Source organism: Lutimaribacter pacificus (assembly GCF_900142185.1).
GTDB lineage: Bacteria > Pseudomonadota > Alphaproteobacteria > Rhodobacterales > Rhodobacteraceae > Lutimaribacter > Lutimaribacter pacificus.
In genome coordinates this window covers 19930-46078 of the sequence record NZ_FQZZ01000006.1, presented here as the reverse complement: position 1 = coordinate 46078, position 26149 = coordinate 19930, and the positions used below count along the sequence as shown (strand labels likewise).

The window sequence follows — 26149 nt, the reverse complement described above, 5'->3', positions numbered from 1 at the left end:
TCCCGCAATGCTTATGCCCCGGTATTCGACGACACGCCGACCTGCGCGGGCCGCAGCAGGCGGTCGTGCAGCATGAAACCTTCGGCCGAAACCTGGATGATCTGCCCGGCCTTGGTGCCGGGCACCGGCGCCTCGAACATGGCCTGGTGCAGTTGCGGGTCGAACGGGTCGCCCTCAACCGGGCTGACAAGCTCGATCCCGTGCTTGCCGAACACGTTGAGAAGCTCGCGCAGGGTCAGTTCGACCCCTTCGAGCAACGGACCGAAGGCCGCGCGCTGTTCATCGGTCGCGGCCTCAAGCGCACGCTTGAGGTTGTCGTAAACCGGCAGCATGTCGCGGGCCAGCTTGGACCCGCCATATTGCTCGGCCTCGCGGCGATCCTTTTCGGCGCGCTTACGCGAATTTTCGGCGTCTGCCAGCGCGCGCATGAACTTGTCACGATATTCGTCACGTTCGGCGCGCAGGGCATCGACCTCTGCCGCCTCGTCAGTGATCTCTTCTTCGGCGGCGGCGTTCGCCTCGGCCTCGGCCTGTTCGATATCGTCGAGGAATTCCTCTTCCCTGGGCTCTGCCATCTTTCACCTCTAACTGCGGTCTGAAATCAGTTTTCCGACCAGTTGCGCCGTGTAATCCACAATCGGCACGATGCGTCCATAGTTCAGGCGCGTGGGGCCGATCACGCCCACCGCGCCCATGATCTTCCGGTCAGCGTTCATATATGGAGAGACGACCAAAGATGAACCCGAAAGTGAGAAAAGTTTGTTCTCGGAGCCGATAAAAATCCGCACACCCTCGCCGGTTTCGGCAAGTTGCAGGAATTCGGCGATGTCGCGCTTGCGTTCAAGATCATCGAACAGCGTGCGGATCATTTCCAGCTCGGCCTCGGAGGTTTCGTCGGACAGCAGGTTCGACCGCCCGCGGACGATCAGCCGTTCGCCATGTTCGCCTTCGCTCTCCCACACGGCAAGGCCGCTTTCCACCAGGTCGCGCGCCAGCGTGTCGATCTCTTGCCGGCGCAGCGTGATTTCGCGCCGGATCACGGCCTGAAGTTCGCTCAGCGTGCGACCCTCGGCCAGGGCGTTCAGGAAATTCGCCGCCTCACGCATCGAGGATGGCGTTTGCCCGACAGGCGGGGTGAACAGCCGGTTTTCCACATGCCCGTCCGAGAACACCAGCACTACCAAAGCACGGTCAGCCCCGAGGCTGACAAACTCGACATGCCTGATCGGCGCCTCGTGCTTGGGGGCCAGAACCAGCGACGCACCCTGCGTCACGCCGGACAATGCCGTGCTGACCCGATCCAGCAGGCCACCGACATCCTGGCTGTTACTGCCCGCGGTTTCGTCGATCTTCTTGCGGTCGGATTCGTCCAGATCGCGCACCTCAAGCAGCCCGTCCACGAACAGCCGAAGGCCCAGCTGCGTCGGAACGCGGCCCGCGCTGACATGCGGACTGCCGAGAAGCCCGAGAAGCTCCAGATCCTGCATGACGTTACGGATCGTGGCCGCACTGACCTTTTCGCTTAACGTGCGGGTCAGGGTGCGGCTGCCCACGGGGTCGCCGCTTTCCAGATAGCCCTCGACCACGCGGCGAAACACCTCGCGCGAGCGGTCGTTCATCTCAGCCAGAATGTTCGTGTCGTCGTGCATCGTCGGAACCTCAGACAAGAGGCCATTAAAGGGGAAGGGTTGCAAAGGTCAATCGGGGTTGCGCATGGGCCCGTCACGCCTGTATCCCCAGAGTGCAAAGCGAGGAGATGCCATGCGCCCGTCTGGACGAGATTTAAGCGAAATGCGCCCGGTTTCAATCGAAACAGGGGTCACGAAACATGCGGAAGGGTCATGCATGATCCGCATGGGCGACACCCATGTCCTGTGCACCGCCACGATCGAAGATCGCGTACCGCCCTTTATCAAGGGGTCCGGCCTTGGCTGGGTCACGGCGGAATACGGGATGCTGCCGCGTTCCACCACCTCGCGGATGCGGCGCGAGGCGTCGGCCGGCAAACAGGGCGGGCGCACCGTGGAAATTCAACGGCTGATCGGGCGGTCCCTGCGCGCGGGCGTCGACCGCGTGGCACTGGGTGAGCGGCAGATCACCGTGGATTGCGATGTGATCCAGGCCGATGGCGGCACCCGCTGCGCCTCGATCACCGGCGGATGGGTTGCGCTGAAACTGGCCGTGAACAAGCTGATGAAGGCGGGAGATGTCCTCAGCGATCCGCTTGTCTCGCCTGTCGCGGCGGTATCCTGCGGAATTTACGCGGGCCAACCGGTGCTGGATCTCGATTATCCCGAGGATTCCGAGGCCGGCGTCGACGGCAATTTCATCATGCTCGCCGACGGTCGTCTGATCGAGGTGCAGATGAGCGCCGAGGGCGCCACCTATTCCCGCGACCAGATGAACCAGCTTCTGGATCTTGCTGAAAAAGGCGTTGGCGAACTGGTTGCGGCCCAAATGGCGGCGGTGGCATGACACGCCGGTTCCAGGGCGACCGCCTGCTGGTCGCCACCCACAACAAGGGCAAGCTGGAAGAAATCGCCGCTCTTCTGGAACCGTTTGGCGTCAGCGTGGTGGGTGGGGCTGAGATGGATCTGCCCGAGCCGGTCGAGGATGGCACGAGCTTCGTGGAAAACGCGCGCATCAAGGCCCATGCCGCCGCCAGGGCCACGGGCCTGCCCGCGCTGTCCGACGACTCGGGTATCGAGATCGACGCCTTGGGCGGTGCACCCGGCGTTTATACCGCCGATTGGGCCGAAACAGAGACTGGTCGTGATTTTGTCATGGCCATGACCCGCACCCATGACAAACTGCTCGCGTCAGGCACGCCGGAGCCCTGGACCGCGCGATTTTGCTGCACGCTGGTGCTTGCCTGGCCAGACGGGCGTGACGAGGTTTTCCCCGGCGTGATGCCCGGCCGCGTCGTGTGGCCGATGCGCGGCGATCAGGGTCATGGATACGACCCGATCTTTATGCCCGAAGGCTACAACATCACCTTCGGTGAAATGGACCGCTGGGAAAAGAACAGGATCAGCCACCGCGCGGATGCATTCCGCAAATTCGTCGCGGGCTGTTTTGGCTGAGGACTGGCAAGAGGGGGGCTTTGGCCTTTATCTGCACTGGCCCTTTTGTCAGGCCAAATGCCCATATTGCGACTTCAACAGCCACGTTGCCCGCGAAATCGACCAATCCCGCTGGCTCAGCGCCTATATCGCCGAAATCGACCGCTATGCCGCCAAGGTGCCTAACCGCGTTCTGACATCCGTGTTCTTCGGTGGCGGCACGCCCAGCCTTATGCAACCGTATGTGGTTGCCGGTATTCTGGAACGCATCCGCCACCACTGGCCCGCCGCCAACGATCTTGAGGTCACGCTGGAGGCGAATCCCGGCTCGGTCGAGGCCGGGCGCTTTGCCGGATATGCACAGGCTGGCGTGAATCGTATCTCGATGGGCATCCAGGCGCTGAACGACCGCGATCTTGCCCGGCTTGGCCGTATCCACACGGTTGACGAGGCCCGGCGCGCTTTCGACATCGCGCGCAATCAGTTTGAGCGCGTCAGCTTTGACCTGATTTATGCAAGACAGGATCAAACCCTGGAGGACTGGCAGGACGAGCTGAACCAGGCACTGTCCATGGCTGTCGATCATTTGTCGCTTTACCAACTGACCATCGAACAGGGCACCGCGTTCGGCGACAGGTACAATGCCGGAAAGCTGCGCGGACTGCCGCAGGACGATCAGGCCGCCGATATGTACCAGGCCACGCAGGACATTTGCGGTGCGGCCGGGTTTCTGGCCTACGAGGTGTCGAACCATGCCCGTCCCGGCGCGGAATCCCGGCATAACAGGATCTATTGGCGTTACGGTGATTACATCGGCATCGGCCCCGGCGCGCATGGGCGTCTGACACTGAACGGACAACGCCACGCCACAGAGCAATGGCGCGCTCCGGGAAAATGGCTGCAGCAGGCCGAAGCCGGAAATGCCGACGAGCTTCGCAGCCCCATCGCCCCCTCCGATCAGGCCGATGAATTCCTGATGATGGGCCTGCGCCTGGTCGAAGGCATTGATCCGCGCAGATATGCGCGTATCGCGGGCCGGCCTTTGCCGCAGGACAAATTGCGCTATCTTCAGGATATCGGCATGATCGAGCATGACGCCGCATTCCTGCGTCCGACGGCCGAGGGGCGGCTGGTGCTCAATGCGGTTCTGGAACAGCTTTTGGTAGACTGAAATGCGCTTTGTCTGGGCCAGTCTGGGGCTTCTTTCGGTCGGGTTGGGCCTGATCGGAATCTTTCTGCCGCTTTTGCCGACCGTTCCCTTCATGCTGCTGGCCGCGTTCTTTTTCGCACGCTCATCCGAACGCCTGCATGGCTGGATACTGGCCCACCCGACATTCGGCCCGTCGATCATCGACTGGCAGGAACGCGGCGCGATAAATCCGCGCGGCAAACGCATCGCAACCCTGTCGATCGTGCTGGTTTTCGCGGTCTCGCTGCTGCTTGGGCTGCGCTGGCAGATACTGGCGATTCAGGCCGTTGTCCTGTCCTGCGTCCTGATCTTCCTCTGGTCGCGCCCTAGCGCATAGCCGACAGGCGCATGCACAGCTCATCAAGATCGTCGAGGGAATCGTAACGGATCACCAATCGACCCGATTCCTGCCCTTTATCGTGGTCGATCTCGACCTTCATGCCCAGGCCGGCCGACAAATCCCCTTCAAGGGCCTTGGTATCGGCATCCTTTTCAGCCGCCTTTTTCGGCGTCGTCTTGCCACTCTCGGCGAAGATGTTGCCAACGGCCTTTTTCGCCAGGCTTTCGGTTTCGCGCACCGACAGGCCCTTTTGGATCACCTTGCGGGCAAGGCCTGCGGGATCTTCTGACGTGATCAGCGCGCGCGCATGACCGGCTGACAGTTTCCCCTCACGCAGATAGGTTTGCACCTCGTCCGGCAGGCTCAGCAGGCGCACGAGGTTGGCGATGTAGCTGCGGCTTTTCCCCAGAACCTCGGACAGTTTTTCCTGGGTATGGCCGAACTTGTCCATAAGCTGACGATAGCCCGCGGCCTCTTCCACCGGGTTCAGGTCGGCGCGCTGGATGTTCTCGATAATCGCAACCTCAAGAACTTCGGTATCGTTGAAATCCCGCACGAGAACGGGGACTTCGTGCAGACGCGCCATCTGAGCCGCCCGCCAACGCCGCTCGCCCGCGACGATCTCGTACTCGCCATCGCTGTCAGGACGCGGCCGGACAATCAGTGGCTGGATAATACCCTTTTCCTTGATCGAGGCGGAAAGCTCTTCCAGCTGCTCGGGCGTAAAACTGCGGCGCGGCTGATCGGGGTTCGGATGAATCCGCTCGATCGGAACCGACAGGTCGGCGCGGCGTGGCGCGTTTTCCTGCCCCCCCTCTTCGGCATTGACGTCCGCCATCAGGGCCGACAGGCCACGGCCCAACCCGCGCGATTTGGTTTTCTTGTCCATATTGCCGTCTCCGTCACTCATGCCGCAAGTTTCGTGTGATTCCGCAGGATTTCCCGCGCCAGATCAAGATAGGCCTGCGCCCCCTTGGAGGTGGGATCGTAATCCAGAACCGGCACCGCGTAAGACGGCGCCTCGGACACGCGCACGTTCCGGGGGATTACCGTTTTGAAAACCAGATCCCCCAGGTTTTCCCGCGCATCCTGCTCGACCTGCTGACTCAACCTGTTGCGTTTGTCATACATGGTCAACACAATACCTTCGATCCTCAGGTTCGGGTTCGCGGTCTGGCGCACCTCTCGAATCGTCAGCATAAGCTGAGAAAGCCCCTCAAGCGCAAAGAATTCGGATTGCAGCGGGACCAGCACGGAATGCGCCGCAACCATCGCGTTGACCGTCAGAAGGTTCAGCGAAGGCGGGCAGTCAATCAGGATGTAATCAAAGCGGAAATCATCCATCGCGTGCTGACGCAGCGCATCATGCAAAAGAAAGCTGCGCTTTTCGTTGGATATCAGCTCGATATCCGCCGAACTCAGATCAATCGTCGCCGGAACGATGAACAGATTTTCAGTTTCCGTCGATTGGATCACCGTGCCAAGCTCGATATCCTCAAGCAACAGCTCGTAGGTGGTAAGCTCGCGATCATCCACCTCGATCCCCAGCCCCGTTGATGCATTGCCCTGCGGATCAAGGTCGATGATCAGCACGCGCTGGCCTTGCGCCGACAGCGCTGCGGCAAGGTTGATGGCCGTAGTGGTCTTGCCCACGCCGCCCTTCTGGTTTGCAACAGCGATGATGCGTGGCCCAGGCGGGCGTGTGGGGTCAGACACGGGCGACTCCTTCGATCCTCAGGATGACGGATTTTTCTTCGGTTTCACTTTTATATCGGGCGCAGGAGAATTCCCACTCCTGCTGTGCTTCGGTAAGTTCTTTTTTCCATGTGGCGCCCTTGGGAAACAGCGCGACACACCCCTCACCGCCATGCCTTTCGGCGAACTCCAAAAGCGTCGAAAGATCGGCCAGCGCTCGCGCCGAAACGACATTCGCGCCGATCGGCTGTACATCCTCGATACGCCGGGCGATCGCTTCGGCATTTGCACCGGTTTCGCGGATCACTGTGCGAAGAAAAGCGCATTTTCTCTGGTCGCTTTCCACCAGTATGACGCGGGCGCCGGGATTCAGCTCCAATGCCGCGATCGCAATCACCAACCCCGGAAAACCGCCGCCACTCCCCAGATCCGCCCACGTCTTCCATCCGGCTGGCGCAAGCGACAATATTTGCAAAGAATCCCTGACATGCCGTTCCCACGCATCGGCCAGCGTTGACCTGCTGACCAGGTTGATGCGCGGGTTCCACTTTTTCAAAAGCGCCACGTAGTGTTCCAGCCGCGCGATTGTTTCACGTGAAACATCGACTCCGGGGGTTTCATGCATCACGCCGACTTCTCGCGTCTTTCACGACGCAACCGCGCCAGGATCAAGGTCAGCGCCGCCGGCGTCATCCCGTCAATCCGGGCCGCCTGGGCGAGATTGCCCGGCCGTGTGGCGGCAAGCTTTACTTTCAGCTCGTTTGACAGCCCCTCAATGACCGAAAACTCGAAATCCGGCGGGATAACCTGTTGTTCATCCCGCTTCATGGCCTCAACATCCCGCTTTTGGCGCTCGATATAATTGGCGTAGAGCGCATCGCGCTCCAACTGGCGCCGCGTCTCTTCATCGACGCCGCTCAACCCCGGTTCCAGCCGAATCACATCCTCGAAACTGACATCGGGAAATGCCAGAATCTGAAACCCGCTCCGCCGCGCGCCATCCTGATTCACCTTCAGCCCGAGCGAGGCCACCTCGCGCGGCGTATAGGTGCGCGATTCGAGCAGCGCCTTCCCTGCTTCCAACCGCTCCATCTTTGTACCAAAGGCGCGCTTACGCTGTTCACCGACACAGCCAATACCCAAACCAAGCGGCGTCAGGCGCTGATCCGCGTTATCCGCGCGCAGCGACAGCCGGAACTCGGCGCGCGAGGTGAACATGCGATATGGCTCGCTTACACCCCTGGTGGTCAGGTCGTCGATCATCACACCGATATAGCTGTCGGACCGGCTGAACGTGATCGGATCGCGCCCCAACGCCTCGGCCGCCGCATTCAACCCGGCGACAAGCCCTTGCGCCGCAGCCTCCTCATATCCCGTCGTACCGTTGATTTGCCCGGCCAGGTACAGCCCCGGAACGCTCCGTACCGCGAGCCGCAAATCCAGCGCGCGCGGATCGACGTAATCGTATTCGATCGCATAACCCGGCTGCAGGATCGTAGCCTCCTCCAGCCCGAAAATCGAATGCACATAGTCGTGCTGAACATCCTCGGGCAGTGAGGTCGAAATGCCGTTCGGATAAACCGTGTGGTCGTTCAGGCCCTCGGGCTCAAGAAAGATCTGATGCGATGACTTGTCGGCAAACCGCACGACCTTATCCTCAATCGACGGGCAATACCGGGGGCCAACCCCCTCGATATGGCCGCCATACATTGCCGACCGCGTCAGGTTGTTCTGGATGATCTCGTGCGTGCGCTCATTCGTGTGCGTGATCCCGCAGGACACCTGTCGAACGAACGGCCCCTTGGAAAGAAAGGAAAACATTACCGGATCGTCGTCGCCCGGCTGCTCTTCCAGCTTATCCCAGGCGATTGTGCGGCCGTCCAGGCGGGGCGGTGTGCCGGTTTTCAGCCGCCCCAATGGCAGGGCAAAACTGTCGATTCGCTCGGCCAGGCGAACAGAGGGTTTATCCCCCATCCGCCCACCCGGACGCGAAACATCGCCGATATGGATCACGCCACGCAGGAAAGTGCCGGTGGTCAGAACAACTGTTTTCGCCCGAATTTCACTGCCATCCCCCAGGATCAGGCCGGAAACCCGGCCATCATCCATCAGGAAATCCGTCGCTTCACCCTCGACAATCGTCAGGCCGGGCCGGGCATCCATCTCAGCCTGCATTTCTGTGCGGTAAATCTTGCGGTCAGACTGTGCCCGCGGCCCCTGCACCGCCGGACCCTTGCGCCGGTTCAGCAGCCGAAACTGTATGCCCGCCTTATCCGCAACACGCCCCATCACGCCGTCCAGCGCATCAATCTCGCGCACCAGATGCCCTTTGCCCAGCCCACCGATGGCGGGGTTGCAGGACATCACACCGATCCCGTCGCGCCGCAGCGTGACCAGCGCGGTGCGCGCACCCATACGGGCAGCCGCATGCGCGGCATCCGCACCCGCATGGCCCCCGCCGACAACCAGAACATCGAAGTCAAAATGTTTCACGTGAAACACTCCTCACTTCCCAAGACAAAAGCTGGCAAAGATTTCATCCAGCAGATTTTCCACATCTATCCGCCCAAGCAAGGATTCAAGGGACCGGACAACATTTCGCAACTCTTCCGCTGCCAGATCGTACTGCATCCCACCGATTCTGACATGGTCCTCGGCCAGTTCGAGGCCAGAAATCGCCCGTGCCAATGCAAGCCTGTGACGTTCCCGCGTTGCCAGCCCCGCCTGCGCAGCCTGATCCTTCAGGCGGTCGGTAATATCGCTTACCAATTGCCCCACGCCCTGCCCGGTCAGCCCGGATACGCCTTCTCCCCGCAGATCGGCCTTGGCCTGCACCACAATATCCTGCGGCATGGGCTCCAATTCAGGCGGCGCATCGTCCACCAGGAAAACACGCAGATCAGCGGATTGTGCACGCTCACGCGCACGGGCGATACCAATACCCTCCACGTGATCCACGGTTTCCCTGATACCGGCGGTATCCAGAACGGTGACCGGCAATCCACCAAGATCCATCCGAACCTCGATCACATCCCGGGTCGTGCCCGCATATTCCGAGGTTATCGCTGCCTCGCGCCCCGCAAGGGCGTTCAGAAGCGTTGATTTTCCTACATTCGGCGCCCCGACGATGGCCACCTCAAACCCCGTTCGCACACGCTCGGCAGCGTCAATCCCTCTCAGCTGCTCCGATATCGCGGCCCGTGTCTTTGCAACAAGCGCCAGAACCTCGTCGGAAACATCCTCCGGCACATCCTCGTCCGCGAAATCTATCGTCGCTTCCAGCAAAGCCGCCGCGCGGATCAGATCACGGCGCCAGATTTCCGCCTGATCGCCAATCGCACCGTCCAACAACCGTTGCGCCTGTTTCCTCTGCGCCTCGGTCTCGGATTCGATCAGGTCCGCCAATCCTTCGACCTGGGTCAGATCCAGACGCCCGCTTTCAAGCGCCCGGCGCGTGAACTCGCCCGGTTCGGCCATTCGCAACCCGTCAACCTGCCCCAGGGTCCGCAGAATAGCCGAGGTGATCGCCACGGACCCGTGGCACTGAAACTCAACCACATCTTCGCCGGTAAAGCTGCGCCCCTTTTCAAAGCAAAGAACCAATGCCTCGTCCAGGGTATCGCCCGACAGATCGCGCAACCGCCGCAGACTGGCGCGACGAGGTTCCGGCACGCCCCCGGACAGCTTTTCACAGGCCGCGAAAGCCTGCGGACCGGAAACGCGGATCACCGCGACCCCGGCCTTGCCGGGTGCGGTGGCAAGGGCGAAAATTGTGTCCATCGGTCAAACCTCGGCACCGTCGGCGCGTCAGGTGTTCATCGAATCGAAGAATTCCGAATTCGTCTTGGTCTGCTTGAGCTTCGAAATCAGGAATTCGATCGCATCCGTCGTGCCCATCGGGTTCAGGATGCGGCGCAGGACATAGGTCTTGGCCAGGTCCGATTTATCGACCAGCAGATCCTCTTTCCGCGTGCCCGATTTGAGAATATCAATGGCCGGGAACACGCGCTTGTCGGCAACCTTGCGGTCCAGAACGATCTCGCTGTTGCCGGTGCCCTTGAATTCTTCAAAGATCACCTCGTCCATCCGGCTGCCGGTGTCGATCAGCGCGGTCGCGACGATGGTCAGCGATCCGCCTTCCTCGACATTCCGCGCGGCACCGAAGAACCGCTTGGGTCGCTGCAAGGCGTTCGCATCCACACCACCGGTCAGAACCTTGCCCGAGGACGGCACGACGGTGTTGAAGGCCCTACCAAGTCTTGTGATCGAGTCGAGAAGAATAACAACATCTCGTTTATGCTCGACCAAGCGCTTGGCTTTCTCGATCACCATTTCCGACACCGCGACGTGCCGCGTCGCAGGCTCGTCGAAGGTCGAGGAAATCACCTCGCCCTTCACGCTGCGCTGCATGTCGGTCACTTCCTCGGGGCGTTCGTCGATCAGCAGAACGATCAGGTACACCTCGGGGTGGTTGGTTTCGATCGAATGGGCGATGTTCTGCAACAGAACCGTCTTACCCGTCCGCGGCGGCGCGACGATCAGCGACCGCTGGCCTTTGCCGATGGGCGCCACCAGGTCGATGATACGGGCCGAACGGTCCTTGATCGTCGGGTCCTCGATCTCCATCTTCAGGCGCTCATCGGGATAAAGCGGCGTCAGGTTGTCGAACGCGATCTTGTGACGGGCCTTGTCCGGCTCCTGGAAATTGATCTGGTTCACGCTGGTCAGCGCGAAATACCTTTCATTGTCGTCCGGCGCCTTGATCACACCTTCCACGGTGTCACCCGTGCGCAGCGAATACTGGCGGATCATGTCGGGCGAAACATAGATGTCATCGGGGCCCGGCAGATAGTTTGCCTCGGGCGAGCGCAGGAAACCGAACCCGTCCTGCAGCACTTCCAGCACGCCATCGCCACCGATCTCCCACCCCTCATCCGCCATTTCGCGGAGGATCTGGAACATCATTTCGCCCTTGCGCATGGTCGAGGCGTTCTCGATCTCAAGCTCTTCGGCCATCGCCAAAAGGTCTTTGGGGCTTTTCGCCTTCAGCTCGGCCAGGTTCAGACGGTTCTCGGACATTTGGGATACACCTTGCACGACCGGCCGCGCCGCGCGCAGCCCATGGTCAGTTCTTTGAATGGAAAACATCCACCCGGACGGGCAGCTTGATCGCGCTTTTACGCCCGTGCGCGGCATGAGTCAAATGGACTCAGAACTTGATGACCACCGACAGCACGATCACGATCATCAGGATCGTCGGCAACTCGTTCATCATGCGATAGCGCCGCCCGGCAAGCCGATTGTTCCCCGCGGCAAAATCCTTGCGCCGCGCGGCAAGCCACATGTGAAACCACGTCATCGCCAGAACCGACGCCGCCTTGGTCCAGGGCCAGATCATACCCCAATCCACGATCCCCGGGGTGAACACCAGCGCCAGCCCGAACACCCACACCACGATCATCGACGGGTTCATGATATAGCGCAGCAGCTTGTATTCCATGATGCGAAACACCTCGTCCTTCACATCGCCGGTCTGTGCCTGCTCCGCGTGATAGACGAACAGCCGGGGCAGATAGAATATCCCTGCCATCCAGGTGATCACGGCCATGATATGAATGGCCTTGTTCCACGGATACAGGATTGCAAGCAGGTCAGACATTCACGGGCCTCCGGTCAGCCCGGCCATCCTTAATATTAATATTTTTATAAAGAAAGAGATGATGATTTTGTTGGGGACCGGACCATCGGTGGATTACTACGTTACCCCCGGTTTTCCCACAGGTCGGACAAGACTATCCACCAGGTTTGGATATCGGGGATAAATCGTAATTGAATAATTATTACAGTGGCTTACATCGTTACTTATCGACTGAAACCTGTGGAAAGTCAGGTTCATAATCCCGGATAAACCGAACTGTCGACAACCTGCCACTTATCCTTTTCACAGGTGAGGAACTTGGCATGAGACGGGCTGGAAATGCCCATTTTTCCACGTCTGAACAGGAGCGGTGGATTTACCCCGCCATCTTCCTTAAGAAATCCTTAAACTTCCCCACGGAATTATCCACATGGCGCAAAAGATCATACTGGCCTCCGGCTCTTCGATCCGCCGGAAGATGCTGACACAGGCAGGCGTCGAATTCGACGTTCAGGCCGCGCGCGTGGACGAGGATATGGTGCGCGACGCGCTTTTGGCCGAGGGCGCCGCGGCCCGCGATATCGCCGATGCCCTGGCCGAGCTGAAGGCGCGCAAGGTCAGCGATCGCAATCCCGGCGCGCTGGTGATCGGCTGCGACCAGGTGCTGAGCTTCGACAACCGTCTTCTTGCGAAACCCGCATCGCGTGACGATGCCCGCGATCAGCTGCGCACGTTACGGGGTAAACGCCACCAGCTTTTGTCGGCTGCCGTGATCTGCGAAGACGGGCAACCGATCTGGCGTTTCGTGGGAACCGTCCGGCTGATGATGCGCGATTTCTCGGACGCGTTCCTTGACGGGTATCTCGAACGCAACTGGCCCGGCATTTCCGACAGCGTGGGTGCCTACAAGCTCGAAGAGGAAGGCGTGCGCTTGTTCTCACGGGTCGAAGGCGACTATTTTACGGTTTTGGGTATGCCACTACTTGAACTTCTGTCCTATTTGACGTTGCGGGGGGATTTGCAACAATGACGTTACCGCGTATTCCGCTGGCCGGTGTGATCGGCTCGCCCATTGCGCATTCCAAGTCGCCGCAGCTGCATCGCCACTGGCTGAAAACCTATGGCATCCCCGGCTATTACATCCCGATGGACGTCGCGCCCGAAAACCTGCGCGAGGTCATAACCACGCTGCCGAAGGCCGGGTTCGTGGGTGTGAACATCACCGTGCCCCACAAGGAAAAGGTGATGGAGATCGCGGACCTGATCACCGACCGTGCAATCCTGATCGGGGCGGCAAATACGCTGATCTTTCGCAAGGATGGCAAGATCCATGCCGACAATACCGACGGTTACGGATTTGTCGAAAACCTGCGCCAGGGGGCCCCGCAATGGAACCCGCAGGCCGGTCCGGCCGCGGTTCTTGGCGCGGGTGGCGCGGCGCGCGCGGTCATCGCATCGCTTATTGACGTGGGGGTGCCGGAAATCCTGATCTCGAACCGCACCCGCATCCGTGCCGAGGCGCTGCAGCAGGACTTCGGCAAGCGGCTCAAGGTCGTCGACTGGGTGCAGGCGGGCAACATGCTGGAAGAGGCCACCACGATCGTGAACACCACGAGCCTTGGCATGGTCGGCAAACCCGAACTGCGTGTGCCGCTGGACGGTTTGCGCAAGGGTGCGGTCGTGACCGATCTGGTCTATGCGCCCCTGCAAACCCGCCTGTTGCGGGTGGCCGAGGAAATGGGCTGCGTCACGGTCGACGGGCTGGGGATGCTCTTGCATCAGGCGGTGCCGGCCTTCGAACGCTGGTTCGGGATGCGCCCGACGGTCGATGCCGCAGCACGGGCAGCGGCCCTGCGATGAGCTTTCGTCTGGGTCTTACCGGGTCTATCGGCATGGGCAAATCGACCACCGCCCGCCTTTTCGCCGAGGCGGGATGCGCCGTCTGGGATGCCGATGCCGCCGTGCACCGGCTTTACTCCCGCGGGGGTGCCGCCGTCGCGCCGATGCAGGCCGCCTTTCCCGACGCGATCGTGGATGGCGCCGTGTCGCGTGACCGGCTGAAAGAGATCATCGGCCGCGATCCCGCGGCGCTGAAACGGATCGAGCAGATCGTTCACCCGCTTGTCGGGCAGGATCGCGCGGTTTTCATCGAGACAGCCACATCCGATATCCTGGTGTTTGACATTCCGCTCCTGTTCGAAACCGGCGGCGATGCGCGTATGAATGCGGTGGCCGTCGTTTCGGTCGACGCCGACACACAACGTGAGAGGGTTCTGGCGCGTGGCACTATGACCGAGGACCAGTATCAGACCATCCGCGCCAAGCAGATGCCGGATGCCGAAAAACGTGCGCGCGCCGATTACGTTATTGTCACTGACAGCATGGACCACGCGCAGCAACAGGTGCAGGATGTCATTGCCGATATAAGAAAACGGATGAAACATGCGTGAGATCGTTCTGGATACCGAAACCACGGGGTTCGAACCCGATCAGGGCGACCGGATCGTCGAGATCGGGGCGATCGAGCTGTTCAACCACATGCCTACGGGGCGGACCTATCACCAGTATATCAACCCCGAACGCGACATGCCCGACGGTGCCTTCGAAATTCACGGCATCGGCCCGGATCTTCTGATAAATCCCCGCCCGCCCAGGGATGGCGAGGTGATCCTGCGCGACAAGCCGGTGTTCAAACAGGTCGGGCAGGCGTTTTTCGACTTTGTCGGCGACGCAAAGCTGGTCATTCACAATGCCGCCTTCGACATGAAATTCCTGAATGCCGAACTGCGCTGGATAGGGTTGCCCGAACTGGAATGGGTGCGCGCCGTCGACACGCTGGCCATCGCCCGGAAGAAGTTTCCCGGCTCGCCGGCATCGCTGGATGCGCTGTGCCGGCGGTTCGGCATCGACAATTCGTCGCGCACGCTGCACGGCGCGCTTCTCGATTCCGAGATCCTGGCCGAGGTCTATCTTGAACTGATCGGCGGGCGGCAACCCGATTTCGGCCTTGCCACCGTTACCACCGACAGCGGCGATACCGGCGCACCCGTATGGAAGCCGAAACCACGACCGGCGCCGCTGCCGTCGCGCCTTACCAACGAAGAGGCCGCCGCCCATGACGCCTTTGTCAAGGCGATGGGCGACGGCGCGCTGTGGTCGAAACTGGGCTGAGGCGTCAGGCGTCGGCCTTGTTGTTGCCCTGCGCCTGCTGCCTGCGCAGCAATTCGTTGCGGTAAAGCTGAACGAAGTCGATATTCTCCAGGTTCAGCGGCGGGAAGCCACCGTCGCGCGTCACGTCGGACACGATCCGCCGCACGAACGGGAACAGCATCCGCGGGCATTCGATCAGCAGGAAAGGGTGCATCTGATCCTCAGGCACGCCCTCGATATGGAAGATGCCGGCGTACTCAAGCTCAATAAGGAACAGCCGCGCATCGCTGTCCTTGGCCTTGGATTCCACCTGAAGCTTGATCGTCACTTCGAACTGGTGATCGGCGGGGCGCTTCTTGGCATCCAGGTTGACCTGCACCTGAACGTCGGGCTGCACCTCGCCCTGCACGCCCTTTTGCGCCAGGATATTCTCGAAGGACAGGTCACGAATGAATTGCGTCAGGATGTTCATCTTGACCTGGGGCGCCTGTTGCGCGCCTTGGTTATCGGCCATGTGTCGTTATCTCCAAACCGTTGCGGAACTTGCGCGCTGTCTTAACAGGATGGCCCCGGCGCCTCAATGCTTGGTCCAGCCCGACGGTTTGTGCGTCGGGCGCTTGGGCGGTTCGACATGGGCGGCACCTTCGTCAACTTCGTGAAACTCGCCGTCGATGATATCGTCACGCCCCGGATGCCGGGGATCGTAGGGATCGCGCGGGCGTGGACCCCCGGGGCCGAAATGAACGCTGTGCACCTGCACGCGGCTCCGCATATAGGCCAGTACCGCCTTGCGCACCTGCGGGATCAGCAGCGACAGCCCCAGCGCGTCGGTGAAAAACCCTGGTGTCAGCAGCAGCACGCCCGCCACCAGGATCATCGCCCCGTGGGCCAGCGGCTCGGTCGGGTCGCGCAGCTCGTTGAAGGACCGTTGCAGATCCTGCATCGCCAGCGCGCCCTGCGCCCGCATCAGCATCGTGCCGATCACCGCAGTCAACACCACGATCCCCAGCGTCGGCCAGGTGCCGATGGCCCCGCCGACCTGTATGAACAGGGCGATCTCGATGATGGGAACGGCGATGAACGCCAGCAACAGCCACATATGACCCTCCTTTTTGCCGGGTCGCGCGGTGGACTTGGCCCGGTGCGTCACCTACATAGGTGCGGTAAGTGCCCGTTACCATGCCCCGCTAAGAGGATAAGATGAACAACCCCATTCTTCAGCTTCTGGTTCTGGCCGGCATCGCCGTGTTCCTGATCCTGCGCCTCAAAAGCGTTCTGGGCACCCGCGAGGGGTTCGAACGTCCGCCGTCGCAGGTGAACCGTTCCGGGGACGAGGCGCGGCGCCCGGATTTCGCGGTGATCGAGGGCGGGCCCGATCACGACATCACCGACCATGCCGAGGAAGGCAGCGAAACCGCCAGGGCGCTGGCCGCGATGAAGCGGATCGAGCCCTCGTTCTCGGTGGCCGATTTCCTGCAGGGCGCGCGTGGCGCTTATGAGATGATCCTGATGGGGTTCGAACGCGGCGACCTGGCCGGGATCAAGCCGTTCATGTCGCAGGATATCTACGAAGCTTTCGCCGAAGTGGTCGAAGTACGCGAAGGGCAGGGCCTGACGATCGAGGCCGATTTCGTCGGCCTGCGCGAACTGGCCCTTGCCGAAGCGACGTTCGACGACACCACCAAAGAGGCCGAGATAAGCGTGCGCTTCGTGGGTGAGCTGACATCGGTCGTGCGCGACAACGCGGGCGAAATCGTCGAAGGCAAGCCGAACGAGATCAAGCGCCAGCGCGACGTCTGGACCTTTGCCCGCGTCATGGGCAGCGACGATCCCAACTGGCAACTGGTCGCCACGGGTGAGTGATGCGTGCGGCGCTGTGGGCGACCCTTCTGGCGGGGCTGGTCATGACATCGCCCGCCACCAGTGCCGAACCTACATACAAGGTTCTTGATTTCCCGGATCTGGCCGGCTGGGACGATGACGATCACGCCGCCGCCCTCGACGTCTTCCGCAACACCTGCATGGATATGGATGCGCCGGACTGGCAAAGCCTGTGCGCGGTGGCCGACAATATCGAAAACCCCCGCGCCTTTTTCGAACTGTTCTTTCGTCCGGTCCTGATCGAGGACGGGCAGGCCGCGCTGTTCACCGGCTATTTCGAACCCGAACTCGATGGCAGCCTGCGTGCCGATGGCCGGTTTCGTCATCCCGTCTACCGGATGCCGCCCGAGGCGCGGCGCACCGCGCAATGGCTCAGCCGGCGCGAGATCGAGGAAGGTCCCCTGCTGCAAGGTCGCGGGCTTGAAATCGCCTGGGTCGACGACCCGGTCGAGCTGTTCTTTCTGCAGGTGCAGGGCTCGGGACGGATCAGGTTGCCGAACGGGCGCACCATCCGCGTCGGCTATGCCGGGTCGAACGGGCACGACTATCGCTCGATCGGGGTCGAGCTTGTGCGGCGCGGCGTCTACCAGCCGCACCAGGTTTCAGCCCAGGTGATCAAAAGCTGGGTCAGCCGGAACCCTCTCGAAGGGCAGGAACTGCTGCGGCACAACCCATCCTACGTATTCTTTCGTGAGGTGTCCGAAGTGCCTGCCGAACGGGGCCCGCTCGGCGCCATGAACCGCTCGGTCACGACCATGCGCACGGTGGCCGTCGATCCGCGCTATGTGCCGCTGGGCGCGCCGGTCTGGGTTGAAAAGGGCGGCGAGAGCCCGTTGCACCGCCTGATGATCGCGCAGGATACCGGATCGGCCATCAAGGGCGCGCAGCGGGCGGATATCTTTTTCGGCACCGGCGATTTGGCCGGCCGCGCCGCGGGGCGTTTGCGCGATCCGGGCCGGATGCTGGTCCTGCTGCCGATCCAGCGCGCCTATGCCCTTTTGCCCGAGGGCGAACAATGAGCCGGCGCAGGCTGCGCCCCGACGAAATCGACCTGTGGCGCAAGGTGGCCGACACGACACAGCGCCTCCATCCCGAACGCAGCCCGAAGGACAGCCCGCGCCCCAAACCCCGGCCGGAAAAGCAGCCCAAGACCCGCATCCCCGATTTCACGCTTGGCCAGACCGCCCAGCCGATCGGCGGCACCCACGACCTTGCGCCCGGCCTGCGCGATGCGCTGGAACTGTCGCCCGTGGCGATGGATCGCAAGACGTTCGGCCGCATGAAAAAGGGCAAACTGTCGCCCGAGGCGCGGATCGACCTGCACGGCATGACGCTGGACCGCGCCCATCCCGCACTTACCCGGTTCATCCTCACCCAGCATGCCAAGGGGCGGCGGCTGGTTCTGGTGATTACCGGCAAGGGCAAGGATCGCGACGGCGACGGCCCGATCCCGGTGCGGCGCGGTGTTCTGAAGCATCAGGCGCCGCAATGGCTGTCGATGCCGCCGCTGGCGCAGGCGGTGCTGCAAGTGTCGCCCGCGCATATCTCGCATGGCGGCGACGGGGCCTATTACGTCTATCTACGCCGCCACCGGTAGATCCCGCCGCGCGTTCAGGACGCCGATGGTCATCAGCGCGGATGCAACCAGGAAATAGCCCGCGACGCCCAGATACTGCACCTCGATCCCGACGCCGAGGTCAATCAGCACCCCGGTGATCCCCGGCCCGATGGCCGACCCCAGGACCATAACCGCCGCCGCCATCGCCTTGATCGCGCCGATATGGCCGGTGCCATAGAACTCGGCCCAGAACGCGTTGATCAGTGTCGCATTCGCACCCGTCGTCATCGCCAGAAAGAACAACCCCACCAGCGCGCCCGCCGGTGTGGTGGCCAGCGAAAACGCGATGAACGCCGCCACCATCGGCAGCTGGTAAAACGGCATAAGCCGCGCGGTGCCCCACTTGTCCAGCGCCCAGCCCGAGATCACCATCGCGCCGATGCTCATCGCCGTGAACAGCGGAAACAGCGCCACCAGTTCAATATGCGCCCAGCCCTTGACCCCGGCGTAATGCACCTGCTGGAAAAAGAATGCGGTGTTGAACGCGGCCGGCCCCAGAAGGGCGGGCACCATCAGCCAGAACAGGCGATGGCGAAACGCCTCGCCGCGGGTCCAGTGCCGCCCATCCATGCCCGGCGCCTGGTTGTCGCGCGCCATGGATTGCGGCGTGCGCTCGTTCCGCAACAGCGCGATCAGGATCGGAATACCCAGCACCGCCATGCCCGCCGCGACCAGCCACAGGCTGCGCCATCCGACCGGACCCATCAGCGATACGAAGACGATCGGCAACAGCGCCTCGCCTACCGAGAAACCCAGCAGCGCCACCGACAGGGCGCGCCCCCGCGTCTTCACGAACCAGCGCGACATCGCCACCACCGCCACATGGCTTGTCATCCCCTGCCCGCAGAACCGCAGCGCAAGGATCACGCCGGGCAGCATCCACGCGCTTTGCGCCGTGGCCATCCAGACACAGGCCCCCGCCAGCAGGATCAGAACCACCGGCGCCAGTGTCCGCACGCGGAACCGGTCGGTCAGGCCACCGGCCCATACCATGATCGCCGCGGACGCGGTGGTGCCCAGCGTATAGATACCGCCCCATTCCCCATGGCTCAGCCCGAACTCGGCGCGTATCTCGCCCGCGAAAAGCGAGATGAAAAACGTCTGGCCAAAGCTCGACAGGAACATCAGCAACGCCCCGGTCGACAACCACGTTGCGTTCAGCCGAAAGAAATCCAGCCCCCGGACCACCCTGTCAGTCCTGCAGGATAAGATGCGGCGACAGGATCAGCTGCGTGGCGTTCTGCACCGTGATGATCGTGCCGGGCAACAGCCCCGACTGTCCCGCGCGGTCAAGCTGGAACGCCGCGTCCAGCTCGGCGCTCTGCCCGAGGATCTGCAACAAGAGCGGCGAGTTTCCCAACGTGAAATGCCGCAATCCGCCCTCGGCAAAGGCGGTAACGTCGATCAGCGTCACCGGCAGTTGTGCCAGCGCGTCGGGATCGGTCAGGTTGCCCAGCCGTGCGCTGGCACCGTTCAGGCGCGACGACAGCGCCAGCGCCCGGTCGCGCGTATTGACGAAGATTGCGAAAGGCTGCGGCAATTCCGCGATGCGCCGCGCCTGCATCTCGAACAGTTCGACATCCAGATCCGGCGAAATCAGGATCACACCGCCAAGCGCACGCTCGGACCAGCCGGGTTCGCGTATCTCGATCTGGCGCAGCGTTTCCATAACCAGCATCGTGCCAAGCGAATGGCCGACAAGGATGATCTGCCGCGCCCCTGCCTGCCGCAGGTCGCGCAGCATCCGTTCCAGCCCGTCGCGCGCGTAAAGCACGCTGTCCCGGTCATAGGTATAGCCCAGCGGGTTCGCCGCGCTGGGCCACGAGTAATGCACCGGCACCCCCGGCAGTTCGAGGTCGTGATAAAGCTGCGCCATCCGATAAACGCCGTCGAGATAGCTGTTGTTATAGCCATGGACGAAAACCGTGATCTCGCGCTCATTCGGTGGCATCGCCTGCAGCCGTGCGCGGATACGCCGGGTAAAGGCATCGTCGCCCTCCAGGTCTTCGCGGGCGGCCACTGTGAAATCGCGGCGCGGATCGGGCCGCGCCAGGCCCGGCCGCACCTTTCCGGGCCGGTGTTCGGGCGGAACCGAGACCGCTATCGTGGAAAACGACAGCTCCTTCGCCCGCTCGCGCCCGAACCAGCCCTGTTCGTTCGGCGCGCGCAGCGTTGCGACATGCACTTCGCGGATCGTGCCGATATTCAGCGCCTCGGGCACGATGACGGTGGCACCGCGATCCACGCAGGCCGCGATCAGGAACACCAGGCTTATCAAGATTACGCGGCGCATCCGGCCCGACTCCTCAGGGGCGTTTGGCCGCAAGTTAGATCGCGCGCCGGATGATTGCCAGTGGGCCATGGTCATCGCGGCGGGAATCGGACAAGCTTGCCACAGTGACTGGCAAGGGGGTGCCATGACCGAACAGATCCGTGTATTCGATGGCCATAACGACGCGCTGCTGCGCCTGTGGCGTGGCGACCGGCCCGCAACGGAAAGCTTCGCCGCGCCCGGGCCGGGGCATATCACCATCCCGCGCGCGCAGGCGGGCGGCTTCGGCGGCGGCTTCTTTGCCATGTTCGCGCTGGATCAGGCGCGCGGCCTCGATTTCGCGATCTTCGACAACCCGCCCTACGACACGCCGCTGCCGCCGGAAATGGATCGCGCGACAGCGTGGAGCGTGATCGAGGGGCAGGCCCGTATCGCGCAGGAACTGGACAAGGCGGGGCAGGTCTGGCTGTGCAAGTCAGGGGCCGAACTGCGCCGCGCGTGGAACGCCGGCGATCCGATGGCGATGATCCTGCATTTGGAGGGCGCGGAATGCATCGGCCCGGACCTGGAAGGGCTGGATACGCTTTACGACCTTGGCCTGCGCTCGGTCGGGCCGGTCTGGTCGCGGCCCACCGCCTTTGCGCATGGCGTGCCGTTCCGCTACCCCTCGGATGGCGATACCGGGCCGGGCCTGACGGATGCCGGCCGCGCGCTGGTGCGCGAATGCGTGGCCCGCCGTATGGTGGTGGATTGCAGCCACATGACGATGAAGGGGTTTTACGATGTCGCCGGCGAAGGCGCGGCATTGGTGGCCACCCACTCCAACGCACACGCGGTTTCCCCCTCGGCCCGCAACCTGACCGACGATCAGCTTCGCGCGATCGGGGAAACCGGCGGCATGGCGGGGCTGAATTTCGGCACCGTGTTCCTGCGCCCGGATGGACGGCGCGACGCCGCAGGCGCGCTGGATCACGCCATCGCCCATCTCGACCGGATGATCGAAATGGCGGGCGAGGATCATGTCGGTCTCGGCTCGGATTTTGACGGCGCCCCGATGCCCGAAGGGCTGGACAGCGCCGCCGACCTGCCGGTTCTGGTCAGGCGGATGCTCGACGCGGGCTATGGCGACGCACTGATCGTCAAGCTGTGCCACGAAAACTGGCTGCGCTTCCTCGAACGCACCCTGCCCTGACCGGCGTCACAGGACGTAACGGCTCAGGTCCACGTCCTTGGTCAGTTCACCGAGGTTCTGATCGACGAACGCCGCATCCACCGTCACCGCCTGCCCGGCCTGGTCCGGCGCGGTAAAGGACAGTTCCTCGAACACCCGCTCCATCACGGTGTAAAGCCGCCGCGCGCCGATATTCTCGACCGACTGGTTCACGTCGGCGGCAATCTTCGCCAGCGCCTTGATCCCGTCCTCGGTGAAATCCACCGCAACCTCTTCGGTCGCCATCAACGCGGTATACTGCCGCGTCAGCGCGTTGTCGGTTTCGGTCAGGATGCGCACGAAATCGTCCTCGGTCAGCGCGCGCAGCTCCACCCGGATCGGCAGGCGGCCCTGAAGCTCCGGCAGCAGGTCAGACGGTTTGGCGATGTGAAACGCGCCCGACGCGATGAACAGGATATGATCGGTTTTCACCGGCCCGTATTTCGTCGAAACGGTCGTGCCCTCGATCAGCGGCAGCAGGTCGCGCTGCACGCCTTCGCGGCTGACATCGCCGCCGCGCGCGTCCTGGCGCGCGCAAACCTTGTCGATCTCGTCCAGGAACACGATGCCGTTTTCCTCGACCGCTTCCAGCGCGGTGGATTTCACCACCTCTTCGTCCAGCAGCTTGTCGGCCTCTTCCGCGATCAGCGTTTCATAGCTTTCCGCCACCGTCATCTTGCGCCGCACGGTGCGCTGGCCAAAGGCTTTGCCAAAGATCTCGCCCAGGTTCATCATGCCCATCTGGCCCGGCTGGCCGGGGATATCCATCATCCCCATCGGGTTGGCGGTATCGGCCACATCCAGTTCGATCACCGTGTCGTCCAGTTCGCCCGACACCAGTTTCTTGCGGAACATCTCGCGCGTGGCCTCGCGCGCATCCTCGCCTGCAATGGCGCTGATCACGCGCTCCTCGGCGGCCTTGTGGGCGCGCGATTTCACCTCGTCGCGCATGTAGTCGCGCGTCATCGCGACCGAGGCGTCCATCAGGTCGCGCACGATCTGCTCCACGTCCCGCCCGACATAGCCGACCTCGGTAAACTTGGTCGCCTCGACCTTGATGAAGGGCGCGCGCGCCAGCTTGGCCAGGCGGCGCGAAATTTCGGTCTTGCCGACGCCGGTCGGGCCGATCATCAGGATGTTCTTGGGATACACCTCGTCCCGCAGGTCGTCGCCCAGCTGCTTGCGCCGCCAGCGGTTGCGCAACGCCACGGCAACCGCGCGCTTGGCATCCTTCTGCCCGATGATGAATCGGTCAAGCTCGCTGACGATTTCGCGGGGGGTCAGGTCGGTCATCCGGGAAGGCTCCTCATTGCGGTGGCTGAGAGGTAAGCGGCATTTAACCTGTCTTCAAGTGATTGTGCGGCGCAATGCGGCTTTGGGTTTATGTGTCCGGGATGTATAAACGCAGGCATGAAACGGGTGTCGAAATGGATTGCAGGCCGCCACAAAGGTGAAGCCGAGGATAAGCCGAATGCGGCGCGGCGCTTGTTTTTTCGTGGCATGGCCGGTGCCATGCTGCCCGGCTCGTTTGCGGCCACCCAATCGGACGGGGTGGCCGGTCTGGCCACACTCCCGCGCGCGCAGCTGGCGGTTCTCTTGCGTGACATCGGATCTTCGGACATGCAGGCGGATGGCGCCCTGAGCAGCGAACGCCAGTCGATGCTGGACGAGATCACCCAGATCATGCCCGAGGCACCCGACCTTGTGCGCCTCCATCGGCTCTATCGCAGCGGCGAAGGGCTCGCCACGTGCCGGCCGCCGGTGCAGATCGACCTGACCGGGTTGCATCGCGCCTGTACCGATGCGCGCCGCATCCTGCTTACCTATCGGGACCGGGCAGGCGCGATTACGCAACGCAGCGTGCGGCCCATCGAACTGGTCTATCCCGGCCGCGGAATCCGTTTGATCGCCTGGTGCGAGATGCGGCAGGCATTGCGGCATTTCGCAGTGGAAAACATGATTGAAATGACCGTCCTGACAGATGGGTTTTCTGCGGACCGGCACAGCCTGATCCTTGCGGCCATAAGTGAAAAACAAAGGAACGACGAAGAGTTCTATAACCGCTCTGCCTGACCCCCGATACTCTCCACGGTCAGGTTGCCGTTGGTGTAGACGCAGATATCGGCGGCGATCGCCATCGCCTTGCGCGCGATGTCCTCGGCCGACAGCCCGTCCGCCTCCATCAGCCCGCGCGCGGCGGCAAGGGCAAAGTTACCGCCCGATCCGATGGCCGCCACGTTGTGTTCGGGTTCCAGCACGTCGCCCGCGCCGGTAATCACGAACATGTCACGCCCGTCGGTGACGATCAGCATCGCCTCGAGCTTTTGCAGGTACTTGTCGGTGCGCCAGTCCTTTGCCAGCTCCACGCTGGCCCGCGCCAGTTGCCCCGGTGTCGCCTCCAGCTTGGCCTCAAGCCGTTCAAGCAGGGTAAAGGCATCCGCCGTCGACCCGGCAAACCCGGCCACCACGTCGAAACCGCCGGGCGACAGGCGGCGCACCTTGCGCGCGGTGCCCTTGATGACGGTCTGGCCCAGGCTCACCTGCCCGTCACCGGCGATGACGACCTGATCGCCCTTTCTCACGCCGATGATCGTGGTGCCGTGCCAGCCGGGAAAATCGCTGTCTGCCATTGGGGCCTCCGTTTCGTGTTGATGGCCTATATGGCGGTCATCGCCGCGGGGAACAAGGGCGGGGCCTTGCCGGTGGCCCATGCCCCGGCTACCAAAAGCCATGAGTGACGCACGCGTTCTACGGTTCTATCTCGACCCCGGCCTGCGCCGCAGCGCCGAGGCAGGACAGCACAATTTTATCGGCAAGATCGCAAGCGTGGCCGAGGCGGTAGGGTTCCGCGTGGAATACCGCGCGGATTCGGCCCGAAACCGCGCGGAATCGGCGCTGCGCCCGGGCTATGCGATGTTCCACATGGCGCCGCCGACGAATGACCGGGGCCTGACCTTTCGCCGCGCCTATCACTATCCGTTCTGGGGGATCGAGCCCACCGCCGAACGCTGGCACTGGCACGTCGCCCGCACCCCCTTCGATCCCGCAACGGTCGACCGGGCCGGGGCCGACCGGTTTGCCGCCTTCTGGCGCAAGCGCCTGTTTCCCGGACTTGGCACAAGTGACGACGGTTTCGTCTATGTGCCGCTGCAGGGGCGTCTGCTGGATCACCGCTCGTTCCAGTCGATGCGCCCGCTGGAGATGATCGAAACCGTATTGGAGCGTGATACGCGCCCGGTGGTCGCCACCCTGCATCCGAAAGAGACATATACCACGGCGGAGCGCACCGCCCTGTCCGCCCTTGCCGAAAGGCACCCGCGCCTGACCGTTGAGATGGGTCAGATGGAACGCTACCTTCCCGCCTGTTCCTATGTCGCCACGCAGAATTCCAGCGCGGCCTTCAACGGGTTTTTCTTTGAAAAGCCGGCGATCCTGTTCGGACAGGTCGATTTCCACCACATCGCCGCGAACGTGCCCGCGCTGGGCGTCGACGGTGCGTTCCACGCCCTGCCCGGTCTGCACCCGGACTATGCGGGTTACCTGTGGTGGTTCTGGCAGAAGATGTCGATCAATGCCGGCCGCCCCGACGCCGGGAAAAAGATCGCCGCCGCGCTGCGCCGCGCCGGTTGGCCCATATGAAAAGGGCGCCCCGAAAGGGGCGCCCTTTTGCGCATGACGGAATGCCCGTGATTACAGGGCGCCCTCGATCCAGCTTTGCAGCGCGGCCTTGGGGGCTGCGCCTGCGCGGTTCGAAACAATCTCCCCGTCCTTGAAGATGAACAGCGCCGGGATGCCGCGCACGCCCATGGCGGCGGCTGCGTTGGGGTTGCTGTCCACATCGACCTTGGCGATCTTCACCCGGCCGGCCAGTTCGTCCGACAGCTCTTCCAGGGCCGGGCCGATCTGCTTGCAGGGGCCGCACCATTCGGCCCAGAAATCCACCACGACGGGGATATCGGAATTCTTTACTTCGGCGTCGAAGGTATCGTCGGTGACGGCTACGGTTGCCATTTCGGTTCTCTCCTGAGGGAATGTCGATTGGCCGCGAAGGTAAGCGGCGGCTGTGGGGGCGTCAAGCAGGCGGGCCGTGCACG

At 62.6% G+C, this 26149-nt stretch carries 30 protein-coding genes; 14 read left to right on the top strand and 16 right to left on the bottom strand.

All coding sequences use genetic code 11. The features are described from left to right. Positions 1 to 11: 11 nt before the first annotated feature. Complete coding sequence (locus F3H87_RS15020) at positions 12 to 575, bottom strand: nucleotide exchange factor GrpE (protein WP_149787353.1); 564 nt, start codon at positions 573 to 575, stop codon at positions 12 to 14. 9 nt (positions 576 to 584) lie between these two features. After that, entirely contained in the window at positions 585 to 1649 is a 1065-nt protein-coding gene (gene hrcA, locus F3H87_RS15015; protein WP_149787354.1) for a heat-inducible transcriptional repressor HrcA, read from the bottom strand. A 112-nt stretch (positions 1650 to 1761) separates the two neighbouring features. Here hrcA and rph point away from each other — a divergent pair, with 112 nt between their 5' ends. The 4 genes from rph to F3H87_RS14995 are packed head-to-tail and all read left to right on the top strand — an operon-like array spanning position 1762 to position 4588. Beyond that, a complete protein-coding gene (rph, locus tag F3H87_RS15010) occupies positions 1762 to 2475 on the top strand; it encodes a ribonuclease PH (RefSeq protein ID WP_149787355.1) in 714 nt (237 codons plus the stop codon). After that, positions 2472 to 3083, top strand: coding sequence for an RdgB/HAM1 family non-canonical purine NTP pyrophosphatase (rdgB, locus tag F3H87_RS15005; RefSeq protein WP_149787356.1), 612 nt, complete (start codon positions 2472 to 2474; stop codon positions 3081 to 3083). Before rph ends, rdgB begins: the two co-directional genes overlap by 4 nt. Next, the gene (gene hemW / locus F3H87_RS15000; protein WP_149787357.1) at positions 3076 to 4233 is read left to right on the top strand and encodes a radical SAM family heme chaperone HemW; all 1158 of its coding nucleotides are present in this window, start codon (positions 3076 to 3078) and stop codon (positions 4231 to 4233) included. The genes rdgB and hemW overlap by 8 nt, the downstream gene beginning before the upstream one ends. A gap of 1 nt (position 4234) precedes the next feature. After that, positions 4235 to 4588 (top strand): YbaN family protein, encoded by a 354-nt coding sequence (locus F3H87_RS14995; RefSeq protein WP_149787358.1) that lies wholly within the window; start codon positions 4235 to 4237, stop codon positions 4586 to 4588. Here F3H87_RS14995 and F3H87_RS14990 read toward each other — a convergent pair. The 7 genes from F3H87_RS14990 to F3H87_RS14960 all read right to left on the bottom strand — a co-directional run bounded on the left by F3H87_RS14990 (position 4578) and on the right by F3H87_RS14960 (position 11945). Continuing rightward, positions 4578 to 5480, bottom strand: coding sequence for a ParB/RepB/Spo0J family partition protein (locus tag F3H87_RS14990; protein ID WP_149787359.1), 903 nt, complete (start codon positions 5478 to 5480; stop codon positions 4578 to 4580). The genes F3H87_RS14995 and F3H87_RS14990 overlap by 11 nt on opposite strands. A 17-nt stretch (positions 5481 to 5497) precedes the next feature. Next, positions 5498 to 6307 (bottom strand): ParA family protein, encoded by an 810-nt coding sequence (locus F3H87_RS14985; protein ID WP_149787360.1) that lies wholly within the window; start codon positions 6305 to 6307, stop codon positions 5498 to 5500. Continuing rightward, positions 6300 to 6911 carry a 16S rRNA (guanine(527)-N(7))-methyltransferase RsmG gene (rsmG, locus tag F3H87_RS14980; protein WP_149787361.1) on the bottom strand — a complete coding sequence of 204 codons (612 nt, stop codon included), beginning with the start codon at positions 6909 to 6911 and terminating at the stop codon, positions 6300 to 6302. The genes F3H87_RS14985 and rsmG overlap by 8 nt, the downstream gene beginning before the upstream one ends. Continuing rightward, positions 6911 to 8779, bottom strand: coding sequence for a tRNA uridine-5-carboxymethylaminomethyl(34) synthesis enzyme MnmG (gene mnmG / locus F3H87_RS14975; RefSeq protein WP_149787362.1), 1869 nt, complete (start codon positions 8777 to 8779; stop codon positions 6911 to 6913). The genes rsmG and mnmG overlap by 1 nt, the downstream gene beginning before the upstream one ends. Positions 8780 to 8791: 12 nt before the next feature. Then, positions 8792 to 10066, bottom strand: a complete 1275-nt coding sequence (gene mnmE, locus F3H87_RS14970; protein ID WP_149787363.1) for a tRNA uridine-5-carboxymethylaminomethyl(34) synthesis GTPase MnmE — start codon at positions 10064 to 10066, stop codon at positions 8792 to 8794. Positions 10067 to 10093: 27 nt separating this feature from the next. Beyond that, positions 10094 to 11365, bottom strand: a complete 1272-nt coding sequence (gene rho / locus F3H87_RS14965; protein WP_149787364.1) for a transcription termination factor Rho — start codon at positions 11363 to 11365, stop codon at positions 10094 to 10096. 130 nt (positions 11366 to 11495) lie between these two features. Then, entirely contained in the window at positions 11496 to 11945 is a 450-nt protein-coding gene (locus tag F3H87_RS14960) for a CopD family protein (protein WP_149787365.1), read from the bottom strand. Between the two features lie 409 nt (positions 11946 to 12354). Here F3H87_RS14960 and F3H87_RS14955 point away from each other — a divergent pair, with 409 nt between their 5' ends. Genes F3H87_RS14955 through dnaQ form a run of 4 tightly spaced genes read left to right on the top strand, consistent with a single transcriptional unit; the run spans position 12355 to position 15095 of the window. Next, complete coding sequence (locus tag F3H87_RS14955; protein ID WP_149787366.1) at positions 12355 to 12954, top strand: Maf family protein; 600 nt, start codon at positions 12355 to 12357, stop codon at positions 12952 to 12954. Then, entirely contained in the window at positions 12951 to 13784 is an 834-nt protein-coding gene (locus F3H87_RS14950) for a shikimate dehydrogenase (RefSeq protein WP_149787367.1), read from the top strand. Before F3H87_RS14955 ends, F3H87_RS14950 begins: the two co-directional genes overlap by 4 nt. After that, positions 13781 to 14374, top strand: a complete 594-nt coding sequence (gene coaE / locus F3H87_RS14945) for a dephospho-CoA kinase (protein WP_149787368.1) — start codon at positions 13781 to 13783, stop codon at positions 14372 to 14374. The genes F3H87_RS14950 and coaE overlap by 4 nt, the downstream gene beginning before the upstream one ends. Continuing rightward, positions 14367 to 15095 carry a DNA polymerase III subunit epsilon gene (gene dnaQ / locus F3H87_RS14940; RefSeq protein ID WP_149787369.1) on the top strand — a complete coding sequence of 243 codons (729 nt, stop codon included), beginning with the start codon at positions 14367 to 14369 and terminating at the stop codon, positions 15093 to 15095. The genes coaE and dnaQ overlap by 8 nt, the downstream gene beginning before the upstream one ends. Positions 15096 to 15099: 4 nt before the next feature. Here dnaQ and secB read toward each other — a convergent pair whose 3' ends face one another. Further along, the gene (gene secB, locus F3H87_RS14935; protein ID WP_149787370.1) at positions 15100 to 15588 is read right to left on the bottom strand and encodes a protein-export chaperone SecB; all 489 of its coding nucleotides are present in this window, start codon (positions 15586 to 15588) and stop codon (positions 15100 to 15102) included. A 63-nt stretch (positions 15589 to 15651) separates the two neighbouring features. Then, on the bottom strand, positions 15652 to 16173 hold the full coding sequence (locus F3H87_RS14930; RefSeq protein ID WP_149787371.1) for an FxsA family protein: 522 nt from the start codon (positions 16171 to 16173) through the stop codon (positions 15652 to 15654). Positions 16174 to 16274: 101 nt separating this feature from the next. On the opposite strand from F3H87_RS14930, the gene F3H87_RS14925 reads away from it, so the two are divergent. From F3H87_RS14925 to F3H87_RS14915, 3 genes are read left to right on the top strand one after another with little or no spacing between them, the layout of a single operon-like run. Next, on the top strand, positions 16275 to 16937 hold the full coding sequence (locus F3H87_RS14925; RefSeq protein WP_149787372.1) for a Tim44/TimA family putative adaptor protein: 663 nt from the start codon (positions 16275 to 16277) through the stop codon (positions 16935 to 16937). Continuing rightward, complete coding sequence (gene mltA / locus F3H87_RS14920; protein ID WP_149787373.1) at positions 16937 to 17974, top strand: murein transglycosylase A; 1038 nt, start codon at positions 16937 to 16939, stop codon at positions 17972 to 17974. The genes F3H87_RS14925 and mltA overlap by 1 nt, the downstream gene beginning before the upstream one ends. Further along, positions 17971 to 18552 (top strand): Smr/MutS family protein, encoded by a 582-nt coding sequence (locus tag F3H87_RS14915; RefSeq protein WP_149787374.1) that lies wholly within the window; start codon positions 17971 to 17973, stop codon positions 18550 to 18552. Before mltA ends, F3H87_RS14915 begins: the two co-directional genes overlap by 4 nt. Here the strand turns inward: F3H87_RS14915 and F3H87_RS14910 are convergent. Continuing rightward, entirely contained in the window at positions 18535 to 19698 is a 1164-nt protein-coding gene (locus F3H87_RS14910; protein WP_149787675.1) for an MFS transporter, read from the bottom strand. The genes F3H87_RS14915 and F3H87_RS14910 overlap by 18 nt on opposite strands. Before the next feature lie 67 nt (positions 19699 to 19765). Next, positions 19766 to 20866: an alpha/beta hydrolase gene (locus F3H87_RS14905; protein WP_188129160.1), complete on the bottom strand. Its 1101-nt coding sequence runs from the start codon at positions 20864 to 20866 to the stop codon at positions 19766 to 19768. 124 nt (positions 20867 to 20990) lie between these two features. Here F3H87_RS14905 and F3H87_RS14900 point away from each other — a divergent pair, with 124 nt between their 5' ends. Then, positions 20991 to 22037, top strand: coding sequence for a dipeptidase (locus F3H87_RS14900; protein ID WP_149787376.1), 1047 nt, complete (start codon positions 20991 to 20993; stop codon positions 22035 to 22037). Between the two features lie 6 nt (positions 22038 to 22043). Here F3H87_RS14900 and hslU read toward each other — a convergent pair whose 3' ends face one another. Next, positions 22044 to 23348 carry an ATP-dependent protease ATPase subunit HslU gene (gene hslU, locus F3H87_RS14895; protein WP_149787377.1) on the bottom strand — a complete coding sequence of 435 codons (1305 nt, stop codon included), beginning with the start codon at positions 23346 to 23348 and terminating at the stop codon, positions 22044 to 22046. A gap of 117 nt (positions 23349 to 23465) precedes the next feature. Here hslU and F3H87_RS14890 point away from each other — a divergent pair, with 117 nt between their 5' ends. After that, complete coding sequence (locus F3H87_RS14890) at positions 23466 to 24128, top strand: helix-turn-helix transcriptional regulator (RefSeq protein ID WP_188129161.1); 663 nt, start codon at positions 23466 to 23468, stop codon at positions 24126 to 24128. Here F3H87_RS14890 and hslV read toward each other — a convergent pair. Continuing rightward, the gene (gene hslV / locus F3H87_RS14885) at positions 24110 to 24685 is read right to left on the bottom strand and encodes an ATP-dependent protease subunit HslV (RefSeq protein ID WP_149787379.1); all 576 of its coding nucleotides are present in this window, start codon (positions 24683 to 24685) and stop codon (positions 24110 to 24112) included. The two genes, F3H87_RS14890 and hslV, sit on opposite strands and share 19 nt — an antisense overlap. Before the next feature lie 100 nt (positions 24686 to 24785). Here hslV and F3H87_RS14880 point away from each other — a divergent pair, with 100 nt between their 5' ends. Continuing rightward, complete coding sequence (locus tag F3H87_RS14880; protein ID WP_149787380.1) at positions 24786 to 25694, top strand: hypothetical protein; 909 nt, start codon at positions 24786 to 24788, stop codon at positions 25692 to 25694. Positions 25695 to 25745: 51 nt separating this feature from the next. On the opposite strand, the gene trxA is transcribed toward F3H87_RS14880, so the two are convergent. Beyond that, positions 25746 to 26066 (bottom strand): thioredoxin, encoded by a 321-nt coding sequence (gene trxA, locus F3H87_RS14875; RefSeq protein WP_149787381.1) that lies wholly within the window; start codon positions 26064 to 26066, stop codon positions 25746 to 25748. Between the last annotated feature and the right edge of the window lie 83 nt (positions 26067 to 26149).

What these genes read in the sequence shown, in the direction of transcription:
- F3H87_RS15020 (WP_149787353.1), bottom strand. Translation starts at nt 575, where the DNA reads ATGGCAGAGCCCAGGGAAGAGGAATTCCTCGACGATATCGAACAGGCC.
- F3H87_RS14890 (WP_188129161.1), top strand. Translation starts at nt 23,466, where the DNA reads ATGAAACGGGTGTCGAAATGGATTGCAGGCCGCCACAAAGGTGAAGCC.
- mltA (WP_149787373.1), top strand. Translation starts at nt 16,937, where the DNA reads ATGCGTGCGGCGCTGTGGGCGACCCTTCTGGCGGGGCTGGTCATGACA.
- F3H87_RS14995 (WP_149787358.1), top strand. Translation starts at nt 4,235, where the DNA reads ATGCGCTTTGTCTGGGCCAGTCTGGGGCTTCTTTCGGTCGGGTTGGGC.
- F3H87_RS14915 (WP_149787374.1), top strand. Translation starts at nt 17,971, where the DNA reads ATGAGCCGGCGCAGGCTGCGCCCCGACGAAATCGACCTGTGGCGCAAG.
- F3H87_RS14990 (WP_149787359.1), bottom strand. Translation starts at nt 5,480, where the DNA reads ATGGACAAGAAAACCAAATCGCGCGGGTTGGGCCGTGGCCTGTCGGCC.
- trxA (WP_149787381.1), bottom strand. Translation starts at nt 26,066, where the DNA reads ATGGCAACCGTAGCCGTCACCGACGATACCTTCGACGCCGAAGTAAAG.
- F3H87_RS14910 (WP_149787675.1), bottom strand. Translation starts at nt 19,698, where the DNA reads ATGTTCCTGTCGAGCTTTGGCCAGACGTTTTTCATCTCGCTTTTCGCG.
- secB (WP_149787370.1), bottom strand. Translation starts at nt 15,588, where the DNA reads ATGGCCGATAACCAAGGCGCGCAACAGGCGCCCCAGGTCAAGATGAAC.
- rdgB (WP_149787356.1), top strand. Translation starts at nt 2,472, where the DNA reads ATGACACGCCGGTTCCAGGGCGACCGCCTGCTGGTCGCCACCCACAAC.
- rsmG (WP_149787361.1), bottom strand. Translation starts at nt 6,911, where the DNA reads ATGCATGAAACCCCCGGAGTCGATGTTTCACGTGAAACAATCGCGCGG.
- F3H87_RS14960 (WP_149787365.1), bottom strand. Translation starts at nt 11,945, where the DNA reads ATGTCTGACCTGCTTGCAATCCTGTATCCGTGGAACAAGGCCATTCAT.
- hrcA (WP_149787354.1), bottom strand. Translation starts at nt 1,649, where the DNA reads ATGCACGACGACACGAACATTCTGGCTGAGATGAACGACCGCTCGCGC.
- F3H87_RS14930 (WP_149787371.1), bottom strand. Translation starts at nt 16,173, where the DNA reads ATGTGGCTGTTGCTGGCGTTCATCGCCGTTCCCATCATCGAGATCGCC.
- F3H87_RS14925 (WP_149787372.1), top strand. Translation starts at nt 16,275, where the DNA reads ATGAACAACCCCATTCTTCAGCTTCTGGTTCTGGCCGGCATCGCCGTG.
- hslV (WP_149787379.1), bottom strand. Translation starts at nt 24,685, where the DNA reads ATGGCAGACAGCGATTTTCCCGGCTGGCACGGCACCACGATCATCGGC.
- F3H87_RS14880 (WP_149787380.1), top strand. Translation starts at nt 24,786, where the DNA reads ATGAGTGACGCACGCGTTCTACGGTTCTATCTCGACCCCGGCCTGCGC.
- F3H87_RS14950 (WP_149787367.1), top strand. Translation starts at nt 12,951, where the DNA reads ATGACGTTACCGCGTATTCCGCTGGCCGGTGTGATCGGCTCGCCCATT.
- rph (WP_149787355.1), top strand. Translation starts at nt 1,762, where the DNA reads ATGCGCCCGTCTGGACGAGATTTAAGCGAAATGCGCCCGGTTTCAATC.
- coaE (WP_149787368.1), top strand. Translation starts at nt 13,781, where the DNA reads ATGAGCTTTCGTCTGGGTCTTACCGGGTCTATCGGCATGGGCAAATCG.
- F3H87_RS14900 (WP_149787376.1), top strand. Translation starts at nt 20,991, where the DNA reads ATGACCGAACAGATCCGTGTATTCGATGGCCATAACGACGCGCTGCTG.
- hslU (WP_149787377.1), bottom strand. Translation starts at nt 23,348, where the DNA reads ATGACCGACCTGACCCCCCGCGAAATCGTCAGCGAGCTTGACCGATTC.
- mnmE (WP_149787363.1), bottom strand. Translation starts at nt 10,066, where the DNA reads ATGGACACAATTTTCGCCCTTGCCACCGCACCCGGCAAGGCCGGGGTC.
- F3H87_RS14955 (WP_149787366.1), top strand. Translation starts at nt 12,355, where the DNA reads ATGGCGCAAAAGATCATACTGGCCTCCGGCTCTTCGATCCGCCGGAAG.
- F3H87_RS14905 (WP_188129160.1), bottom strand. Translation starts at nt 20,866, where the DNA reads ATGCGCCGCGTAATCTTGATAAGCCTGGTGTTCCTGATCGCGGCCTGC.
- rho (WP_149787364.1), bottom strand. Translation starts at nt 11,365, where the DNA reads ATGTCCGAGAACCGTCTGAACCTGGCCGAGCTGAAGGCGAAAAGCCCC.
- dnaQ (WP_149787369.1), top strand. Translation starts at nt 14,367, where the DNA reads ATGCGTGAGATCGTTCTGGATACCGAAACCACGGGGTTCGAACCCGAT.